The organism is Sporosarcina sp. BI001-red (assembly GCF_003384035.1).
Classification (GTDB): Bacteria; Bacillota; Bacilli; order Bacillales_A; family Planococcaceae; genus Sporosarcina.
Genome location: NZ_QQAK01000009.1, coordinates 371,624 through 392,195 on the forward strand (window position 1 = coordinate 371,624; position 20,572 = coordinate 392,195).

The following is a 20,572-nucleotide window of genomic DNA, read 5'->3' on the forward strand; positions in this document are numbered from 1 at the left end:
ATGTTCCGTACCATGCTCACAAGTAAGCTACACCGGGCTACAGTCACAGAAGCCAATTTGAATTATGTAGGAAGTATTACGATCGATGCAGACTTACTAGATGAAGCCAATATCCTCGTAAACGAAAAAGTACAGATCGTTAACAACAACAACGGTGAACGATTTGAAACGTATACTATTCCAGGAAAAAGAGGGAGCGGTATGATTTGCGTAAACGGTGCTGCCGCAAGACTCGTCCAACCTGGAGACATCGTCATCATACTGGCATATGCTCTTATGTCAGACGAAGAAGCACAGCAACATGCTCCAACGGTCCTACTCATGGATGAACACAACAAAATTGAACAAGTCATCCAAGAATCCCATGGCGTCATTGTTTGACAAACGTATTCTTATAAAGGTTGTACAATTTGGCCTTACCAGAGATTCTCCTATCCATTCTTAATTAAAATTAAATGGCTTTCCTGAAAGTCAGTCTCTATTGACTTTCGGGATAGCTTTTTTATTTTTTTGCAGGTTTGCACCCTTCCTTTAGAGACTACACTGAATATATGGTACAATCTGCAGTAGGAAACCGATACAGGAAGTTGATGAATCCATGGAAAATCTAAAATTTGCAGTAGTCGATTTGGAGACAACCGGTCATTCCCCTGAAAAAGGCGACCGGATTATTCAAATTGCCATCATGTTCATTGAAGACGGCGTCCTCACAAACGAGTATGTCCGCTTTGTCAATCCAGGTCAAAAAATCCCTGTTTTTATTCAAGAACTAACTGATATTACAAACACTGAGGTAAACGATGCACCGTTATTTGAAGAAATCGCGCAAGAAGTGAGAGACTTATTAGAGGGGTGGATGTTTGCTGCTCATAATACCAACTTCGATTTAACTTTTCTTCAAAAAGAATTTCGACGTTGTGGGATTCCTCAGTGGCAGGGAAAGCAGATCGACACAGTCGAATTCTCGAAAATCATGTATCCTTCTGCTGTTAGCTATCGTCTAAAGGAATTGACTGAGGAACTTGGTATCGAACTATCTGCTGCGCATCGTGCTGACGATGATGCAAGGGCGACAGCGTATTTACTATTAATGTGCATGGGAAAAGTTAAATATCTGCCAGAACAAACTCTAATACGTTTACATAAGCGCTCTTTTTCTCTGAAAACTGATCTATCCGTGATCTTCTATTTAGCGTTAGTAGAGACACGTCGAAAAACATCTAACTCGCATCTCTCACAATTTCGTGGCATTCCTTTCCGTCAAACTGAAATCATTCGAAACCTAGAAACGCGTGAAATTGACTATCCAACCAGTCAAGACGAAAAAGACCAGTTGCTCATTCAAGCTTATCCCTCCTACGAATCCAGGAGTGCTCAATTGCAATTCATGGATGCTACTTGGAATTCTTTGCGTACTGGCAAGGAAATTATGGTGGAGGTCCCTACAGGAATCGGGAAGACAGTATCTTATTTACTGCCGGCAGCGATACGTGCAGTAGAAACTAAACAAGCCGTCATTGTAAGTACGTACACAAATCATTTAGCGGATAAAATTATGGCCGAAGAAATCGGCATCGTCTCAAAAGCATTATCTATTCCTGTTCAAGCTACAGTGTTGAAGGGGCGTTCAAATTATATCTCGCTATCGAAGTTTGCGGAACTGTTGTTAAGTGGTGAGTCGAGTTATGACAATATATTCACTGAAATGCAGCTCCTGGTCTGGCTGACTGAAACCATGACTGGAGATGTGAATGAGCTCAATCTTTCAGGTGGTGGTATGCTGTATATCGATCGTATCCGCAAACGTTCTTCAGTTCTAGCGGAAGATGAGCAAGGTGTGGATTATCATCAAGTCGCATTAGAAAATTGCCGTCATGCAGATATCGTCATTACGAACCATGCATTACTTCTTAGTGAGGGATCTAGTAAGGAACAAATTATCGAGGAGTCTTGCGGTCTCGTTGTCGATGAAGCCCATCAATTTATTCATGCGGCCTTTAAAACAAATGAAATCATCTTTTCCTATACGAATTGGAAATATGTAATGGGGCAAATCAGTTCAGAGGCAGATGACCAAGTGAGTCGTCGCATCGAAGAAATCCTAGTTCGGAAGAGGTTAAATCGTTCACGTGAGCGTTCCAACCTTCTGTCGACATTTGAAAAGTTCTCTACGGCCTTTGATGTAGCTATCCATGAATTGATAGGGGCAGAATCAGTTAAAAGAGGTCATGTGAAGGGGAGTCGACTTCATGTCGCTTTGGAGGACATCTCTGTTGATCGGATTGTATTTGAAACTATGTTCCAATCGATGAATGACTTCGTTGGAAATGCTTCCTCATATGTCAAACGGTTGGACCAAGAAGTGGAAAGCCTTTCTGACAAAGAACAAGCAATTCTTGCAGAATGGCATTATTGGATAGATGAACTTCGTGTGAAAATCGGAGAATGGGTAGAATTATTCCTTGATCAGGAACCGGGTGGAACCATTTGGATTGAGCAAGACCAAAGGAGTATTCCGGGAAGTCTAACCGTCATCAAGAGTCCAATTGACAGCGCACCTGTGATCCGTAACACACTGAAGTCACTTTTCACTAACGAAAAAGGCGTGATATGGACGTCAGGAACACTATCTGTGAAAAGTGATGAGCACTTTGTAGCACGCCAACTAGGTGTTGGACCTGAAGTGTCAGTTATGAAGTTGCTTGCTCCTGAACATTTCTATACGGGAGCACAAATCTTTCTCATTGATGATATGCCGAACATTCAGCAAGTCGCTCAACAAGAATATGTAGAAGAAGTGGCAGAGGCGATTGTACAAACGGTAATGGTAACTGAGGGAAGACTTTTTGTTCTCTTTACATCGCAAGATATGCTAAATCAAACCCATGAACTTATTTCAGACAGCGGGTTGTTGGAAGACTATGCACTCATCGCCCAAGGAATTAGCTCAGGCAGCAGATATCGGTTGTTAAAATCATTCCGGCAATATGAAAAAGCAGTGTTGTTCGGTACGAATAGTTTCTGGGAAGGGGTTGACGTTCCTGGAAACTCATTATCCGCAATCATCATTGTACGTTTACCGTTTTCTTCTCCGTCTGAACCTGTGTTTAAAGCCAAGACAGCTCAACTGAACAAGATGGGAAAAAACGCTTTCACTGCGTATGCATTACCTGAAGCTATTCTAAGACTGCGTCAAGGTTTTGGGAGGCTCATTCGCTCATCAACAGATACTGGCTTTTTCATCATCTTGGATCGACGAATTGAAACGAAATCATACGGCAAGAAGTTCCTGGAAGCATTGCCGGATGTGCCTGTTAAAAAAGTGTCACTTGCACGTATGGTAGATGAACTTAATAATTGTTATAATAAATGAGTGTATCTGACTTGAACGTTGGCGAATAGGTTTGCCCGTCCAAGTCTTTAGAAACCCATTTGGAGTGGGATGTGAAAACGTGATTAACTGGATAAAATTTTTCATCATTTTTCTCTTCACACTTGCACTGGTGATGACGGCATTTGTTTTTTACAAAGCCTACGAACCAGCTTCTATCCTTAAAGAGAATGCGACCAACCAAGTATTGGACGTTGGCCTTTTAGCGGAAGTAGATCGTGCGGAAGTTTATAACGGAACAACCTCACTTACAGTCGTCTATGGAAAAGATGACAAGGGAGTTGCAAAAGCCGTTTTTGTAAACGAGAAAGCAAAGTCTGACGAGGATTCAAAAGTGGTTGTCCTTGCAAAAGGGACCTCTGCAAAACAAGCAGTATCTGCCGTCAAACGTGAAATGGACGTCAACAAACTCATCCATGTTAAACTAGGAGTGGAAGACGATGATGCTGTTTGGGAAGTTGCATTCAAAAATGAGGCAAACAAACTGAATTACGTCTACATCTCATTTTCAGACGGAGTGTGGCAAAAGCGGATTTTAAACTTATAGGAAGTGCATGAATGCACTGGTAAAGGGAGCGATGGACTTGGCGAAGCAATTAGCATCCAGAGTATCTACACTTTCACCTTCAACAACTTTAGCGATTACTGCTAAGGCAAAGGAAATGAAAGAATCTGGTATTGATGTAATTGGTCTTGGTGCGGGAGAGCCTGATTACAATACACCTGAACCTATACTAGAAGCAGCATGGCGTTCTATGAAGGAAGGCAAGACAAAGTACACACCATCTGGTGGGCTACCTGCTTTAAAGGACGCAGTCATTGGGAAGCTAGAAAGAGATCAAGGCTTAACGTATACACGTACTGAAGTCATGATCGGGATTGGTGCAAAACATGTGTTGTACACGTTGTTCCAAACGATTCTAGATCCAACTGATGAAGTGATTATTCCTGCACCATATTGGGTGAGCTATCCCGAGCAAGTTAAACTTGCAGGGGGAGTACCCGTAGTCGTTCAGGCAACTGCAGAAGCAGAGTTCAAAGTGACGGCCAGTCAAATTGAGGTAGCCATCACATCTAAAACAAAAGCGCTCATTCTGAACTCTCCAGGTAATCCTACTGGAATGGTGTATACGGAAGAAGAACTAAAGGCGATCGCAGAAGTTTGTAAAGCGCGTGATATTTGGATCATATCAGATGAAATTTACGAAAAGCTTGTCTATGGAACAGCGAAGCATGTTTCAATTGCAACGCTCTCTGATGACGCGAAAACACGGACATTCATCATTAATGGCGTTTCAAAATCGCATTCGATGACAGGATGGCGTATCGGATTCATTGCAGGAAATGAGGAAGTCGTAAAAGCGATGACAAACCTTGCAAGTCATTCGACATCTAATCCTGTAACTACTTCACAATATGCAGCAATTGAAGCGTATAATGGTTCCCAGGATGCTGTTGAGATGATGAGAAAAAGTTTCAGCTCCCGTTTAGAGCGCATTTATCCTCAAATCCAAGCAATTCCCGGTTTTAACACGGTGAAACCACAAGGTGCATTTTATCTACTTCCGGACGTTTCAGAAGCTGTAAAACATACGGGATATGAAAACGTCGATGCTTTTGCAAAAGCATTGTTGGAAGAAGCAAATGTGGCGGTCATTCCGGGAAGCGGATTTGGTTCTGAAGAAACAATTCGATTATCCTATGCAACTTCGATCGATTTGTTAGAAGAAGCGGTACATCGTATTGACCAATTTGTGAAGTCTAAATGGAACGATTGATTGAAAACTGATTAGGTAGTTCAATTACCTAGAAAAATTTGGAGGCTCTTATGAAAACGATTATGATTCACGAAATGCCTGATCATGAAGGTGAAACAGTACGTATGGGAGCATGGCTTGCCAACAAGCGCTCAAGTGGTAAGATAGCATTTTTACAATTGCGTGACGGCTCCGGATTCGTTCAAGGAGTTGTTGTAAAAGAAGATGCTGGTGAAGAACTTTTTGCAACTGCAAAAGGGTTAACTCAAGAGACTTCATTATATGTAACGGGTGAGGTCACAGTAGACGAGCGCTCAAGTTTCGGTTTTGAGTTGCAGGTCAAAGGGATTGAAGTGATTAAAGTTGCAGAGGACTATCCAATTACACCCAAGGAACACGGAACAGAATTCCTCATGGATCACCGTCATCTCTGGTTACGTTCTCGTAAGCAACATGCAGTGATGAAAATCCGTGACGAAATCATTCGTGCGACATATGAATTTTTCCATATGAACGGGTTCATTAAAATTGACCCGCCAATTTTGACAGGATCTTCTCCTGAAGGAACTTCAGAGCTATTCCATACGAAATACTTTGATGAGGATGCTTATCTTTCACAATCTGGTCAGCTATATATGGAAGCAGCTGCAATGGCTCTAGGTAAAGTATTTTCGTTCGGACCAACATTCCGTGCTGAAAAGTCGAAAACTCGTCGTCACTTAATCGAGTTCTGGATGATCGAGCCTGAAATGGCGTTCGTAGAACATGCGCAAAGCTTAGAAGTACAAGAGCAATATGTCTCACACGTTGTTCAATCCGTACTTCAAAACTGCAAACTTGAGCTAGAACGTCTAGATCGGGATACATCGAAATTGGAAAAAATCCAAGCGCCTTTCCCACGCATCAGTTATGACGATGCAATCGAGTTCCTTCACAAAGAAGGGTTTGATGATATTCAATGGGGAGACGATTTTGGAGCACCTCATGAGTCCGCAATTGCAGAAAGTTATGATTTACCCGTTTTCATCATGAATTATCCTATCGGCATTAAGCCATTCTACATGCAGCCACATCCTGATCGTGATGATGTCGTGCTATGTGCAGACTTGATCGCTCCTGAAGGATATGGAGAAATTATTGGTGGTTCTGAACGTATTCATGATTATGATCTCATGAAACAACGGATCGAAGAACACCAGTTGGATGCTTCTGCATATGAATGGTATTTGGATTTAAGTAAGTATGGCGCAGTGCCACACTCTGGTTTCGGTCTAGGGTTAGAGCGTACTGTCGCTTGGATTTCAGGGGTCGAGCACGTACGGGAATCGATTCCGTTCCCACGTCTTCTCAACCGTTTGTATCCTTAATAATGTAACAAGGAAGGAGTTCGCCATATGCAACAAGATGAACGGCTCCGGATGTGGATTGAGCAGGGGAATGTTACTATTCCCCAGCTTTTTTTTAACTCTTATAAAAAACTAGGTATCCAAGATTCAGATGCCATGCTCATTTTACAAATGGAAGCCTACCATGCTCAACAGATTGAGTTTCCCACACCCTCCGATTTTTCATCACGGATGAACCTCACAGAAAATGAGGTATCCAAAGTCTTGCAGCGACTCATGCAAAAGGGATATCTGAAAATTGACCAAGCTAGTGATTCCAATGGAGTGCTGTTTGAACAATTTTCGCTACATCCTTTGTGGGAAGCGGTTTTGGAATGTGAAATCGGGAGTCAGCATAAAACAGTTGAAGCGAAAGAAAAGGAAGACGAAGGACAAATATTCAACATTTTTGAACAAGAATTTGGACGACTGCTTTCTCCGATGGAATGTGAAACGATTGCGATGTGGATTGACCAAGATCATCACGAGATCGCTATTATAAAAGCGGCTTTAAAAGAAGCGGTCATAGCTCAAAAACTAAGTATGCGTTATATCGATCGTATTTTGTTTGAGTGGAAAAAGAAGAACGTGACGACATTGGCAGATGTTGAAAAACAAACAAAAGCCTTCCGTTCCCCTACACAATCCCTGAAACAGGGAAAAGAACAAGGAACTGTGAAACGGGTTCCGCTATATAACTGGCTTGAACAGCGGGATGGGTGAGTGGAATGTTAACTAAAACCGAGTGGAACTATTGCTTAGAGGAAATAGATAAGATGTTTCCAGATGCGCATTGTGAACTTGTGCACGAAAATGCATTTGAATTGGTCATCGCGACCCTTTTATCCGCACAATGTACGGATGTGCTAGTGAATCGTGTAACTGCGGAGTTGTTTCAGAAGTATAAAACACCAGGAGATTATTTAGAAGTTCCTATCGAAGAATTGCAGCAGGACATTCGTTTCATCGGTCTGTATCGTAACAAGGCAAAAAATATCCAAGCATTGTCGCTCATGCTTCTCACTCAATTCGGTGGGGAAGTTCCCGAAGATCGCGACGTGCTGACAACACTTCCAGGAGTCGGTAGGAAGACTGCGAATGTTGTCGTTTCCAATGCGTTTGGTGTTCCTGCACTTGCCGTCGATACACACGTTGAGCGAGTTGCAAAGCGATTGGCAATGAATCGATGGAAGGACTCTGTGTTGGCAGTTGAAGAAAAAATCATGAGGTGGACACCAAGAGAACGTTGGACACAGACGCATCATCAACTTATTTTCTTCGGTAGATATCACTGCAAAGCCCAAAAACCGAACTGTCCGGAATGTCCACTGCTTTCCATATGTCGAGAAGGAAAGAAGAGGATGAAGCTAAATGGATAATTCAAAACCTACCGTAACGAAAGACCAAATAATGCCTTACTTTGATAAATGGGAGTCTTTGAAACCCGAAATACAACAGCTTTATGACCTAAAGCAACCCAATGCTTCTGAGTGGATGATAATTGCTATAGCAAATTACGAAGAATTACTTCAAGCATGCGCACCTGTGGGTGGTTCTGACCGTCGGACAAAAATGGAACCATTAAATGGGGAGGAGCGCCTTCAATTCATCAAGGATAAATTGATAAGCCCTTTTGCGCTCATTCAGTTAAGTTTGCTCTATACGGAATTGAGGAAGAAGGTTTCCCGATTTATCACCAATTAAAAAAACAGCGACTTCGTTTATACGAAGTCGCTGTTTTTTAGGTTCATTTATCGTCTGTAACTGTTGGTTCCTCCGGTTTAGTTGCAGAAGGTTTCGTAGAACTGGCGGTATTTGAGCTCGATTTTTTTGGAGGGGTGCTACTGACGTCACCGGAGCCGTCATCGCCGTTACCATCTCCATTATCTTCTGAGTTATTTCCGTCAGACCCATTCCCGTTATTTCCAGAGTTGTTGCCATTGTTTCCATTGTTATTGCCGTTATTCCCATTGTTGCCGTTATTATTGTTATTATTGTTGTTGTTGTTGTTGTTGTTGTTGTTGTTGCCATTATTGTTGTTCCCGTTATTATCCCCATTGTTGGAGCCGTCATTTTGATCGTCATCTCCATTGTCCTGATCTGAGTCACCTTGGTCTTGGTCATCAGGACTTTCCTCAGGCTCTTCTTCAGTAGCCTGAATCATAAGTGTTGTAGAAGCAGGGGAACTAACGAGACTACCTGCTTTGGCTATAACGGAGAATGTGTACGTATGGCCAGGTTCCACATTGCCGAATGTGAAGGAATCGTCATTTGTTTCTGTAAGTGATTGGGAGACTCCACCATCTACAGAAACTGAAACTGCAAATGAGACATCTCCATCAAAATCATCAGAATCAGGCTCTTTGTGATTCCAACTCAAGTCTATTTCCTGATTATCAGCATCATACTCTGCACGTAGATCAGTAGGCGCTTCAAGTTCAGTCACTTCTTCCTCAGGCTCAGGTTCTACATATGTGCGCTCAGGAAGGGTTCCGCGAACAAATAGTTCATCCTGCTTCAAGTTACTCGGTGTACTATTGGTTGCCAACTGAAGTGGTTGTGATCCAGCGACAATCGTAGCCTCCTCAACTGAGCTAGGCTTTTTGAATTTTTTCGGATTGTTACCAGAAGTGATATCGCTCATTACTTGACGGAATAGCACCTTAGGCATATCACGGCCGCCAGGGAACCCAACAATCGGTTCCTTGCGTTTTTCATGACCACCCCAAACGGCGATCGTATAGTCGGTTGTATACCCAGCAAACCATGAATCAGGGACACTCTCATTTTTGATGTTGTTATCCTGTTTTTCTTTTGTTGTGTAGTTTGTTGTACCCGTTTTCCCTGCAATGTCCATGCCGGGAATATTTGCTTTTGACCCTGTTCCATTTGGTTTTGTCATAACATCACGAAGCATATCTGTCACCATATAAGCGGTTGAATCCTTCATGGCGGAAACTGGATCTGGAGAAAGATTGATTTCAGTTTTACCATCTCGTAAAATAATTTTCTTCACTGCATGGGGTGCATTGTAGATTCCTTCGTTTCCGAATGCTGCAAATGCGCCAGCCATCTGAAGAGTAGAGAAGTCATTTCCACCTCCGCCAATCGCATCTGACGGGTTTAGTTTTTTAATTGGTAAGCCAAGCGAATTTGCAAATTCTTTAGCATTGTTAGTGCCGACTTCGTTGAATGTTTTAATAGCTGGGATATTACGTGACTCATAAACTGCATGTCTCATCGTAATTGGACCCTTAAATCTACCATCGACATTATTTGCATTTATCCCTTTTGTTTTTTCATCTACGATTGTTTGACCAGTCGACCAGTTCAAGTATTCAATGGCTGGGCCATAGTCAAGAATCGGCTTAATGGAAGACCCAGGTTGACGTTTTTGGTCGCTTGCATAGTTGTGGTTAAATAACTTGTAATTACGTCCTCCACCAACTGCTACAATCTCACCTGTTTTTGTATCGACCACTGTCATACCAGCTTGAATCGTATCAGATTCAAAGTTACTTGCATCTGCAAGTGCTTTTTCGACAGAGAGCTGAGCGTCAGGTTTGAGCGCTGTTTGGATGGTTACGCCTTCAGCTAGAATATCTTTGTATCCTGCTTTTTGAAGCTCATCCATTACAGTGTCAATATAAGCTTGATATTTAGTGCCAGTCGTTTTTTCACGTTGATCTTCGGGTAGAAGAGCAGCCATGACTGGAACTGATTTTGCATTTTCCATTTCATCTTTAGTGATTTTTCCGTGTTGGTTCATAAGTTTAAGAACAATGTCACGACGTTTTTGAGCACGTTCAGGATGTTTAAATGGATTGTAAGCATTTGGAGATTGAGGCATACCAGCAAGCATTGCCATTTCAGGTAATCCCAATTCACTTGGTTCTTTTCCGAAGAAATACTCTGAACCTGTGCCGAAACCATATTTATTACCTGACATTAGAACTTTGTTGAAATACATTTCAAAAATCTCTTCTTTTGAATAATTACGCTCTAATTTAAAAGCAAGCCACGCTTCTTGTGCTTTACGTTTTAATGTCTTTTCATTTTTCAAGAACGAGTTTTTAATGACTTGCTGTGTTAATGTAGAAGCTCCTTGAGAGCCAAAACCACTTCTGAAGTTTGCAATGATCGCCCCACCAAGTCGCCAAAAGTCGATGCCGTGGTGTTTATAGAATCTGGCGTCTTCTGTCGCTAGAATTGCAGCTTCCAATTCTTTTGGTATTTCGTCATATGGCACGAATTCACGTTTTTCAGTGCCGGGTTGGTAAATAACATTGCCCTCTGCATCTACTACATTGGAAGACAGTGGGTCTTTTAAAAGACTTTCGTCTAACTCAGGTGCTGTACTTGCGTAGTACGCAAATAATCCTCCGCCTGCTACTAAGAATAGTAATCCGATAATGACTATTGTCTTAAATATGGTCTTAATGAGACCTTTTTTCTTTTTGGGTGTTTTTTTATGTTTACGTGACGTTTTCTGTTCCGCCTCTGCTTGATGTCTGCGTGCGGTCCTTGAATTTGGAGTATTATTGTCCATTAGGATTCCTGCCTTTCGGTTCGTTCGTCGGTTGATTGTTCAACCATGCCGGTTATCGCTTGTAAATAATCTAGACGCGGATGATAGCCTGGCTGTATTTCAACTGACATTTCTTCGATTTCTTCAAGTGTAATTGATTTTCTGCCACCATCTATCATGCGTGTCCATTTTTTGATAAAGTTCTTAAAGGGTACTACGAAATAACGATCTAAAAGAGAAAAGCGTATAATTAGAAATGCAATCCCACCTTGCTTATGTACTTGGGACATATGCTCAACCTGATGATCATGTATATTTTGTAAAGGAAAAGAAGTTTTGTTTTTCGTCTCCTTTGCTTCGAAATCGACATAATTCCCATGCCACACACCGTTATAGTCAGTTGTGGAAGCAGTTTTAAAATAGGCTTCTGTAATAACTGCTGCACTTCTTGCTGGATAGCGCACGTTGACAATTTGAATAGGTACGGGTTTTTTATGAATGACTGCAATCCCTCTACTAGTATAGTACTCGTTGCTTTCATTCAATTCATCTTCCAACGTTTTCCCTCGATTACTGAAAGTTAAAGAAGTTGGTTTGGCAACTGAATTCGTCGTAGTAGGTATATATTTTTTGCCATTTGGATAGCGTATCGCCAATATACTCACCTCACATCATCAGTGTATCATACCACAATATTGAGACGTTAAAACGTTGATTAGGTTGCAAATTACAAAATACAAACCATTTGAAAGAAGAATACACGTTCGACAATGTTGGAACTGAACGCTCTAATTTGATAAACTTAAAATAGAGGTAGTAGAAAGGTGACAAGTAGTATGAGGTTACAACAGTTAACAGAACAATTACTTGAAGTATGTGATGAATGCTTAGTTCGGCATAGCGACATGAGAAAAGAAATGCGTGAACCCGACTTTTATAAAGAAGTTAAACCGTATGCCGACCGCACGCATCAGATGATAGATGAATGGGACCAACTAATAAAACAGTGGATTCGGACTAACCGTCCTAAATACGTACGACCTATTCAAATTTCAACGTTGAACGATCTGATGAAACAATTCACCGTACAATCCTTTTATCAAAAGACAGGGAAGAAGCGTTTTGTTCAATCGATTCAATCTGCAAGTTATACTCTGAATACTGTAAGGATTGCATTGGAAAAAGAAGAGGAGGAAGGCGGGGATGGCAACTAACACAAATATCCAGTCATTTATTGACGAGTTAAGACAAGATCCGGAATTCGCGACGAATGTGAAGCATTACAAAGTGACAGAAGGAAAAGATGCCATCTATGCTACATTTCCCGACAAATTGCATCCTTCATTAAAAAAGGCTCTTTCGCAAAAAGGGATACATCAATTATATAGCCACCAACGGAAAGCATTTGACTTCGCTCAACAAAAGAAATCTTATACAGCTGTTACTCCAACGGCTTCTGGTAAATCTCTTTGTTATCATTTACCTGTACTTCAAAGCATATTGGAGAACGAAGCATCGCGAGCTTTGTATCTCTTTCCTACAAAGGCGCTTGCGCAAGATCAATTAGCTGATCTACATGAACTGATTGAAGCGAGTGGAGAATCGATTCTAAGTTATACGTATGACGGAGATACCGCACCAGGTCTTAGAACAAAGGTTCGGAAATCAGGTCATATCGTGTTAACGAATCCAGATATGCTGCATTCCGGAATTTTACCTCATCATACAAAATGGGTTTCACTTTTTGAAAACTTGAAGTATATCGTGATTGATGAATTGCATACGTATAAGGGAGTGTTTGGTACACATGTTGCCCATGTGTTAAGACGCTTAAAAAGAATTTGTGCATATTATGGAAGCGATCCGGTGTTCATCTGTACTTCGGCAACTATAGCGAACCCTCAGCAACTGGCGGAAAACCTGACAAATTCTTCAATGGAGCTCATTTCGGATAACGGGGCGCCTGCTGGCAAAAAGCACTTCTTGTTTTACAATCCACCTGTTGTTCATGAAACGTTCGGAATTCGAAGGAGTGCTGTCTTGGAAGTTCGGGATATCGCTTCCCGTCTTTACCGGGAAGGGATTCAAACCATCATTTTTGCAAAAAGTAGAGTGCGCGTAGAAATGCTCGTAACGTATATGAAAGAGCTCACAAAAAAGAAATTGATGGATGAGACGATCATGGGGTACCGAGGCGGTTATCTTCCTTCAGAGCGTCGTAAAATTGAAAAAGGTCTTCGAAATGGAGCGATTAAGACGGTAGTCAGCACAAATGCACTGGAACTTGGCATCGATATCGGTCAACTCCAAGCATGTGTGATGACAGGTTACCCGGGAAATATCGCAAGTGCGTTGCAACAAGCAGGACGTGCGGGAAGACGACAAGATGATGCACTCATTATATATGTCGCGCAGTCCATGGCGTTGGACCAGTACATTATTGAGCACCCTGATTACTTATTAGGCGGATCTCCAGAAGAAGCGCATATTCACCCTGACAATATTGTCATTCTCATGGATCATTTACGTTGTGCCTCATTTGAACTCCCTTTTTCGGTAAACGACCAGTACGCTGAGTTCGATGTCCAACAGCTATTGGAGTTTTTAGCTGCTGAAGGAGTTCTTGTTTTGGCAGGAGAACACTGGCATTGGATGACAGAACGTTTCCCTGCGAGTGAAGTAAGTTTACGTTCGGCTTCACAAGAAAATGTTGTGATTATTGATAAAACCAGACCTAAAGAAACAACGGTCATTGGGGAAATGGATCGATTCAGTGCAATGACACTGCTACATGAAGAAGCAATCTATTTGCACCAAGGTACACAATTCCAAGTTGAAATGCTAGATTGGGAAGAAAAGAAGGCGTATGTGACAGAAGTGGATGTTGATTACTTCACAGACGCCAATTTAGCTGTTGAGCTAAAAGTAATCAGCGAAGATAAAAAGCAGAAGCAGAATTCCTGGACGGTGGCTTTCGGAGATTTAGCCGTTCTTGCGATCCCGACAATTTTTAAGAAGATCCGGTTCGATTCTCATGACAATATCGGTTCGGGACCTATTTATTTGCCAGCTGAAGAGCTCCATACAGCATCTACATGGTTCGCATTTGATGTTCCTGAAGGATGGACAGAGGCTACCTTGACTGACGCGATGACAGGGGCCGCCCATGCGATGCAATCTTTCATTCCTTTGTTTGTACAATGCGATAGAACCGATATTCATGTAGTCCCCCAAGTGAAAGCAGTCCATACAGAAAAGCCGACGTTTTTCATCTATGATAGTTATCCCGGAGGAATCGGATTAAGCGAAAAGATGTATGACCTATGGAATCCGTTGCTTTGCCAAGCTGCTTCTCATGTTCGTTCATGTGAATGTGAAGCGGGATGCCCAATTTGTACAGGTCCACCGGAATCTGATATGAATCTGAAACTAGGTGCTGCAGAGCTTTTGAAGAGTTTAGCAGGCGGTGACGCGCGTGTCTTATGAACAAAATCTCATGAAAATGAAAGGTATGTTAAAAAAATCGAAAGCAGATTCCTCAAAGCCTAAAGAAACTTCCAAGATTGTTCAAGCGTCATCCCCTAGTTACGAATCCCAGTGGCTAGCGGCAGGCCTCGAAAAAGAGATCAATCAATATGGGACCGTCTATAAGAAGATTGTGGATTATGATGAATCCTATACACATGGGAAATATCAATTGACCGAGTTGACGTCCTCCTTGCAAAAATGGAAGAGTTCAGGGGAAATCCATCCGTTAGCACCAGATCCAGATAAACGACTCCTTTTTTTTGACACGGAAACAACGGGGTTAAAGGGGACTGGAACTCTTATTTTCTTAATAGGTTTAATCGAACAATATGGAAATGGCTTCAGAATGACTCAATATGTCCTACCTGGTCCGGCGCATGAAGCCGCGTTCCTTTATGCAACGGGGTTATGGGAAAAGCCGGTTACATTAGTTATGTATAATGGTAAGAGTTTCGATATGCCCCAATTGGATACCAGATGGACAATGAATCGGAACGTACTACCCAAATTACCTAAGCACGATCAGATCGACTTGCTCCACGGTTCCAGACGCATTTGGAAACATGAAATGGAGTCGTTCAAACTGCCCGCAGTCGAAGAAGAACAGCTTGGATTTGTGCGCAAAGACGATATGCCGGGTCACATGGCTCCCATCATCTATCAAGATGCCGTGAAAAATGGTCGTGCAGAAATGCTGATGGAGATATTGCTCCATAATGAGTACGATATTTTATCACTTGTTACCCTGTATATACGTTCAACTGATCTTCTTTTGCAAGAGGAGTTATCAGGAACTGCAATCAGTCAGACGAATATCGGTAAATGGTATGCTGATTTGAAGTCACATAATCGTGCAACTGCCGTCTTAGAGCAAGTGATCGAGGAATATGGGACTCAACATCCGACAACTCACTTTCATTTTGGGTTTCTTTTAAAAAAGAATGGGGAATATAATGAGTCACTAGAAGCGTTTGGTGTTTGTATGACAAAGTCCACGGGGCGTGAACGGATTATTGCTCTTGAGGAAATGGCGAAAATTCATGAGCACAAAAACAAAGACTGCACAAAAGCCTTGCAACTTTGTGGAGTTGCAAAGGGTCTGCTGGCACGTGATTCCTCTTTAACTGATTCATTTTCTAAGCGCATGATTGCAGAGTTCACAAAACGGGAAATGAGACTGAAAAGAAAATTATTTCCCGGGCAAGCGCAGGACTCGACAAAATAACACTTCTAATCTTGACGTAAGAAGACAGAATTGGACAGGATATGCTATACTTATAGCAGTTACCACTGACGGAAGGACGTTGTTGAATGGAGATTAAATTGGATTCAAAAACGATTCTTGAAAAAGAGTTTAAAACAGGTATGCGCGGTTATAACCAGGAAGAAGTCGATTTGTTTTTAGATAGTGTAATTCATGATTACGAAAGTTTTAAAAAACGGATCGCTGAACTAGAACGCGAAAACGGAGAACTTCAAAACGAATTATCTACTGTCCAGAAACGACCGGCATCAAGCGCCCCTGGGACAACAAACTTTGACTTGTTGAAACGTATTTCTAATTTAGAAAAAGCTGTTTTTGGAAGTAAACTTTCAGGAAACGAATAAGTAGAACCCCACTTCCTCTTGCGGAAAGTGGGGTTCTGCTGTATACTAAGCAAGCCATGACGGAAATTCAGGTAATTGCTGCAGTGCTAGACACTGGAGAGGAAAGTCCATGCTCACACGGTACTGAGATGTCCGTAGTGTTCGTGCCCGGCCAAAAAATAAGCCGGGGCGCTGTTTACTCAGCTGACGGCGGAAATAATTCCTAAGTCCTTTTAGGATATGGAAGACGTTTCCTGAAAAGTGCCACAGTGACGGAGCTGTATCGGAAACGGTACAGGTGGAACGAGGTAAACCCCGCGAGTGAGAAACCCAAATTATGGTAGGGGCGCTCTTCCGAAGGAAATGAACGGAGGAAGGGACAGACAATCGTCTGTAGATAGATGATTACCACCCTGAGTACGAGGTGTAAACCGTTTGAGTACAAGGGAACAAAACATGGCTTACGAATTTCCTGATGGTACTTACATGTATACATTCGTGCTCTCCTGTATTTATGGAGAGCATTTCTGCGTTAGAAAATAGGTTTGTTCATATATAGTACGTACATAAAGTGATACAACAGTAGAGAGGAAGTGTGCAATTAATGAAAGAATACAAATTAGTAGCGACTGCAGCGATGGGGCTTGAGGGACTCGTTGCAGAAGAAGTGAAAGCACTAGGATATGAAACAATGACCGAGAATGGAAAAGTTTACTTCTCCGGCGATGCCCATGCAATTGCAAAAGCGAATATGTGGTTGAGAATTGCAGACCGCGTGCGGATTATCGTAGGGGAATTTAAAGCGACTACTTTCGACGAACTATTCGAAAAGACGAAAGAGTTACCGTGGGAAGATTATCTTCCTGTGGATGCCACATTCCCGGTTGCGGGGAAATCCGTCAAATCGATTTTATACAGTGTGCCTGATTGCCAAGCAATTGTGAAAAAATCGATTGCTGAAAAACTTAAAACTGTTCATGGCCGTGTTGGATTTTTAGATGAAACGGGTCCCTTATTCAAATTGGAAGTATCAATTTTAAAAGATAAGGTGACACTAACAATCGATTCGAGTGGTGCGGGTCTTCACAAACGAGGATATCGCATAGGACAAGGGGATGCCCCGTTAAAAGAAACGTTAGCTGCTGCTCTTGTTAAAGTGACAAAGTGGAACCCAGATCGACCATTTGTAGATCCATTCTGTGGATCAGGTACAATTCCGATTGAAGCTGCGATGTTAGGACAAAATTTAGCACCAGGCTATAATCGGGAGTTTTTATGTGAACAGTGGCCTTGGATGGCAGAATCCGTTTGGGATCGTGTTCGTGAAGAAGTGGAAGACGTCGCAGATTATGATCGCAAACTAATGATCACAGGATCTGACTGGGATCCAGCAATGATAAAAATCGCAGAAAAAAATGCTGCCGAAGCAGGCTTTTTAGATATCATTAATTGGAATGTTTGCAACGTTGCAGATCTATCACTTGAAGGGGAAAACGGCGTTTTAGTCGGAAACCCACCGTACGGAGAACGTCTTGGAGAACTTGAGGAAGCTGAAGATATCACAGCTACACTCGGGAACGTTATGAAGCCTTATCCATCATGGTCTGTCTACATGCTTTCTTCACTTGAAAACTTTGAGACGATGTATGGTAAAAGAGCCACTAAGAAACGTAAACTCTTCAATGGGTTCATCCGAACAGACCTTTACCAGTTCTGGGGCAAACGTAGCTAAACTGATTAGATCAAAAAGAGAGGATACTCCTCTCTTTTCTTATGTACTAGAAAGGGGTTCACTATGACTGGAAAGTTACCATTTGCACTTACACGCGACAAAACATTCTACGAATCACTTAATGAGTGGATCGGAGATACTTTATATGATGAGCTCACCGAAAAAGGATTCGACTGTAGAGATGAACAAATCTACATGTCTTTCCAAATCGAGCAAGCACTTCGTCAAAAAGAAGTATTATTTGCTGAGGCTGGCGTCGGGACGGGTAAAACAATTGCTTATCTACTTCCTGCCATCGCCTATGCACGCTATACAGGCAAACCAGCGCTAATCTCTTGTGCAGACGAAACGTTAATTGATCAGCTCGTGAAAGAAGAAGGCGATATCCGTAAACTCGGTGAAGCACTAGAGCTCACAATCGATGTGCGACTTGCAAAATCACGTGACCAATATCTTTGCCTGAAGCGTTTAGAAGAAATGAATCGTGCAGACGAAGACTACGCCGGAGAAGTAGAAGACACCCTCCCGGAATTCGTATACGGGCCAGCTTCATTATCTGAAGTGTATCCATACGGAGAACGTTCTTCCTATCCGGATCTAAGTGATGGCGAATGGGAAACAATCAATTATCATCCAATCCAACAATGCGGCGGCTGTGACTTACGGAACCGATGTGGTCAAACGATACACCGTAGTGAATATCGGAAAGCATCAGATCTGATCATCTGCTCTCATGATTTCTTTATGGAACACTTGTGGACGAAAGAGTCTAGGAAACGACAGGGGCAACTTCCTTTATTACCTGAGGTTTCAATGGCTGTTTTCGATGAAGGACATCTACTGGAATACGCAGCGCAGCGAGCCCTAACTTATGAAGTACAAGATAGCACGCTACTAGGTCTACTTGAGCGAGTCATGACAGATGGTGTTCGTGAGCAAACGCTTCAACTGATGGAACAACTGATGGAATGCCATGAACTGTTCTTCGATTACCTATCTGAATGCGCCCAAGAAGATGGTGAGGAACGACTTGCCATTTCAAAAACTACCGAACTCGTGAACACAGCACGTCAAGCAGTTCGACTATCGAATGCATTACTCGAGGAATTTGTCTTTGATAGTGAGCTCTATGTGATACCTGAGTATGACTTAAGAATGGTAGAAGAATATCTCGAACAATATATATTCTCGTTAGAATTGTTCTCGGACAATGAGGAAGCTGTCGATTGGGCAGAAGATCGGGAAGGTGAACTGACACTTGTTATCATGCCAAGATTAGTGACGGATGTTTTACAAGAAAGGCTGTTTTCAGAAAAGCTACCCATTATTTTCTCATCAGCTACTTTATCCGTGCAAAATGATTTTTCGTTTATCGCGAATAGTCTAGGCATTGAACACTCAGTTTCCTTTTCAATTGAATCCCCATATGATTACGATGAAGTCATGGATCTCAACATAGAATCATTACCTGAAGGTGGGAAAATGAAACGACTTGTTGAGTTGTTAAATGACGGTGAACAGACACTTGTACTGTTTAAGTCAAAACAATCCATGGAAAACTTCCGCGCACAATTGCCGGAAGGACGACTTCCTTTTACAGCGTTTGAGGGAGACCGCGAACTTTCTTCTATTGTTAAAGAATTCCAAGCGAAAAAATGGTCTGCATTTTGCTCCTATCATCTATGGGAAGGATTGGATATTCCTCATGATGCGTTAACAAGAGTAGTCATTTATGATTTACCAATACCTCCTGCGGATCCGTTATTCAATGCGAAGCGGAGTCACGCGGCATCTCCATTTGAAGAAGTGGATTTACCGTACATGCTATTACGTTTACGACAAGGTGTGGGCCGACTTATCCGGACTGCAACAGATTCAGGATCTGTTCATATCTTGTTGAACCCTGAAGAATCTAAATTGGTCCCTACTTTCGATTCGATTTTTCCTGTTGCTCCAAAAGTGAAATCCTGATTGAAATGCAAATAGAACAAAACAAAAAGCAACAAGGCATCTGCCTTGCTGCTTTTTGTTTTATCCTGATAATACAAAGAACTTTCAACAAAATTCTAGTCAAGCCTCATCGATAGTGAGCAACACGTTTGAAAGTGGAGCGTTATTAAAGTTTAACGGTAATTTAAAGGCCTGTTGGAAACCGTAGAACTTCGTTTCACCTGTTAAAACTGTTGGTGGAGAGATATCCAGTGTAAGAGCGTCTTTTTCTAGTAAGGTACACAGAGTTCCTGCAACCATATTTCCGAGTTCACCCGTAAACGATTCGATCATTTCGCCTTCTATCGACATTCCGAACATGGCCTCACCAATTTGGGAAATTGTCGATTCGTTCGTATCTATTATGAGTCGTCCACGAACATCGCCAAGCAATGCGATGAGTACGCTTAGTTCTTTTTGTTCATAGGGCTGTGTAGTAAGCGATGGTGGAAGAACGTCGAATTTAATAGGGATAACAGTAGTTAGAGCTTGAATAGTACTATTCAATATATGCTGGATCGTTTTTGAATCAGTCATTTAGACACCTCTTTAGCTGGTAATAATAGTACAATGATACCACCTGGATCATCAATTGTATAGAGTATTTCTATAATTAAAGACCTGGAATATATGAATAGAGTGTGAACGATATATAATGGTATGATAGACAAAGCT

At 41.9% G+C, this 20,572-nt stretch carries 17 protein-coding genes and 1 other RNA gene; 15 read left to right on the top strand and 3 right to left on the bottom strand.

Features of this window, described 5'->3' with window-relative positions; translation table 11 throughout:
- The 8 genes from panD (at window position 1) to DVB69_RS03715 (ending at window position 8,237) form a co-directional block, all read left to right on the top strand.
- Complete coding sequence (gene panD, locus DVB69_RS03680) at window positions 1-381, top strand: aspartate 1-decarboxylase (RefSeq protein ID WP_116016663.1); 381 nt, start codon at window positions 1-3, stop codon at window positions 379-381.
- Window positions 382-598: 217 nt separating this feature from the next.
- On the top strand, window positions 599-3,373 hold the full coding sequence (dinG, locus tag DVB69_RS03685; protein ID WP_116016665.1) for an ATP-dependent DNA helicase DinG: 2,775 nt from the start codon (window positions 599-601) through the stop codon (window positions 3,371-3,373).
- Between the two features lie 79 nt (window positions 3,374-3,452).
- Complete coding sequence (locus DVB69_RS03690; RefSeq protein WP_116016667.1) at window positions 3,453-3,938, top strand: cell wall elongation regulator TseB-like domain-containing protein; 486 nt, start codon at window positions 3,453-3,455, stop codon at window positions 3,936-3,938.
- Between the two features lie 31 nt (window positions 3,939-3,969).
- Window positions 3,970-5,169 carry a pyridoxal phosphate-dependent aminotransferase gene (locus DVB69_RS03695; RefSeq protein ID WP_116017181.1) on the top strand — a complete coding sequence of 400 codons (1,200 nt, stop codon included), beginning with the start codon at window positions 3,970-3,972 and terminating at the stop codon, window positions 5,167-5,169.
- A gap of 50 nt (window positions 5,170-5,219) precedes the next feature.
- The gene (gene asnS, locus DVB69_RS03700; RefSeq protein WP_116016669.1) at window positions 5,220-6,515 is read left to right on the top strand and encodes an asparagine--tRNA ligase; all 1,296 of its coding nucleotides are present in this window, start codon (window positions 5,220-5,222) and stop codon (window positions 6,513-6,515) included.
- 27 nt (window positions 6,516-6,542) lie between these two features.
- Window positions 6,543-7,256: a DnaD domain-containing protein gene (locus tag DVB69_RS03705; protein ID WP_116016671.1), complete on the top strand. Its 714-nt coding sequence runs from the start codon at window positions 6,543-6,545 to the stop codon at window positions 7,254-7,256.
- 5 nt (window positions 7,257-7,261) lie between these two features.
- Window positions 7,262-7,912 (top strand): endonuclease III, encoded by a 651-nt coding sequence (gene nth, locus DVB69_RS03710; protein ID WP_116016673.1) that lies wholly within the window; start codon window positions 7,262-7,264, stop codon window positions 7,910-7,912.
- Window positions 7,905-8,237 (top strand): YpoC family protein, encoded by a 333-nt coding sequence (locus tag DVB69_RS03715; protein WP_116016675.1) that lies wholly within the window; start codon window positions 7,905-7,907, stop codon window positions 8,235-8,237. The genes nth and DVB69_RS03715 overlap by 8 nt, the downstream gene beginning before the upstream one ends.
- A gap of 43 nt (window positions 8,238-8,280) precedes the next feature.
- Here DVB69_RS03715 and DVB69_RS03720 read toward each other — a convergent pair whose 3' ends face one another.
- Both DVB69_RS03720 and recU read right to left on the bottom strand, forming a co-directional pair.
- Window positions 8,281-11,082 carry a PBP1A family penicillin-binding protein gene (locus DVB69_RS03720; RefSeq protein WP_116016677.1) on the bottom strand — a complete coding sequence of 934 codons (2,802 nt, stop codon included), beginning with the start codon at window positions 11,080-11,082 and terminating at the stop codon, window positions 8,281-8,283.
- A complete protein-coding gene (gene recU / locus DVB69_RS03725; RefSeq protein ID WP_116016679.1) occupies window positions 11,082-11,717 on the bottom strand; it encodes a Holliday junction resolvase RecU in 636 nt (211 codons plus the stop codon). Before recU ends, DVB69_RS03720 begins: the two co-directional genes overlap by 1 nt.
- Window positions 11,718-11,897: 180 nt before the next feature.
- On the opposite strand from recU, the gene DVB69_RS03730 reads away from it, so the two are divergent.
- From DVB69_RS03730 to DVB69_RS03760, 7 genes are all read left to right on the top strand, one after another.
- A complete protein-coding gene (locus DVB69_RS03730) occupies window positions 11,898-12,275 on the top strand; it encodes a YppE family protein (protein WP_116016681.1) in 378 nt (125 codons plus the stop codon).
- A complete protein-coding gene (locus tag DVB69_RS03735; protein WP_116016683.1) occupies window positions 12,265-14,547 on the top strand; it encodes a DEAD/DEAH box helicase in 2,283 nt (760 codons plus the stop codon). The genes DVB69_RS03730 and DVB69_RS03735 overlap by 11 nt, the downstream gene beginning before the upstream one ends.
- A complete protein-coding gene (locus DVB69_RS03740) occupies window positions 14,537-15,814 on the top strand; it encodes a ribonuclease H-like domain-containing protein (RefSeq protein ID WP_116016685.1) in 1,278 nt (425 codons plus the stop codon). The genes DVB69_RS03735 and DVB69_RS03740 overlap by 11 nt, the downstream gene beginning before the upstream one ends.
- An 86-nt stretch (window positions 15,815-15,900) precedes the next feature.
- Window positions 15,901-16,197 (top strand): cell division regulator GpsB, encoded by a 297-nt coding sequence (gpsB, locus tag DVB69_RS03745; RefSeq protein WP_116016687.1) that lies wholly within the window; start codon window positions 15,901-15,903, stop codon window positions 16,195-16,197.
- Window positions 16,198-16,260: 63 nt separating this feature from the next.
- Window positions 16,261-16,644, top strand: an RNA gene (gene rnpB / locus DVB69_RS03750) — RNase P RNA component class B.
- A 136-nt stretch (window positions 16,645-16,780) separates the two neighbouring features.
- Window positions 16,781-17,908 carry a THUMP domain-containing class I SAM-dependent RNA methyltransferase gene (locus DVB69_RS03755; RefSeq protein WP_116016689.1) on the top strand — a complete coding sequence of 376 codons (1,128 nt, stop codon included), beginning with the start codon at window positions 16,781-16,783 and terminating at the stop codon, window positions 17,906-17,908.
- 63 nt (window positions 17,909-17,971) lie between these two features.
- Window positions 17,972-19,879, top strand: a complete 1,908-nt coding sequence (locus tag DVB69_RS03760) for an ATP-dependent DNA helicase (protein WP_116016691.1) — start codon at window positions 17,972-17,974, stop codon at window positions 19,877-19,879.
- 99 nt (window positions 19,880-19,978) lie between these two features.
- Here the strand turns inward: DVB69_RS03760 and DVB69_RS03765 are convergent, their stop codons facing one another.
- A complete protein-coding gene (locus DVB69_RS03765) occupies window positions 19,979-20,434 on the bottom strand; it encodes a chemotaxis protein CheX (protein WP_116016693.1) in 456 nt (151 codons plus the stop codon).
- Between the last annotated feature and the right edge of the window lie 138 nt (window positions 20,435-20,572).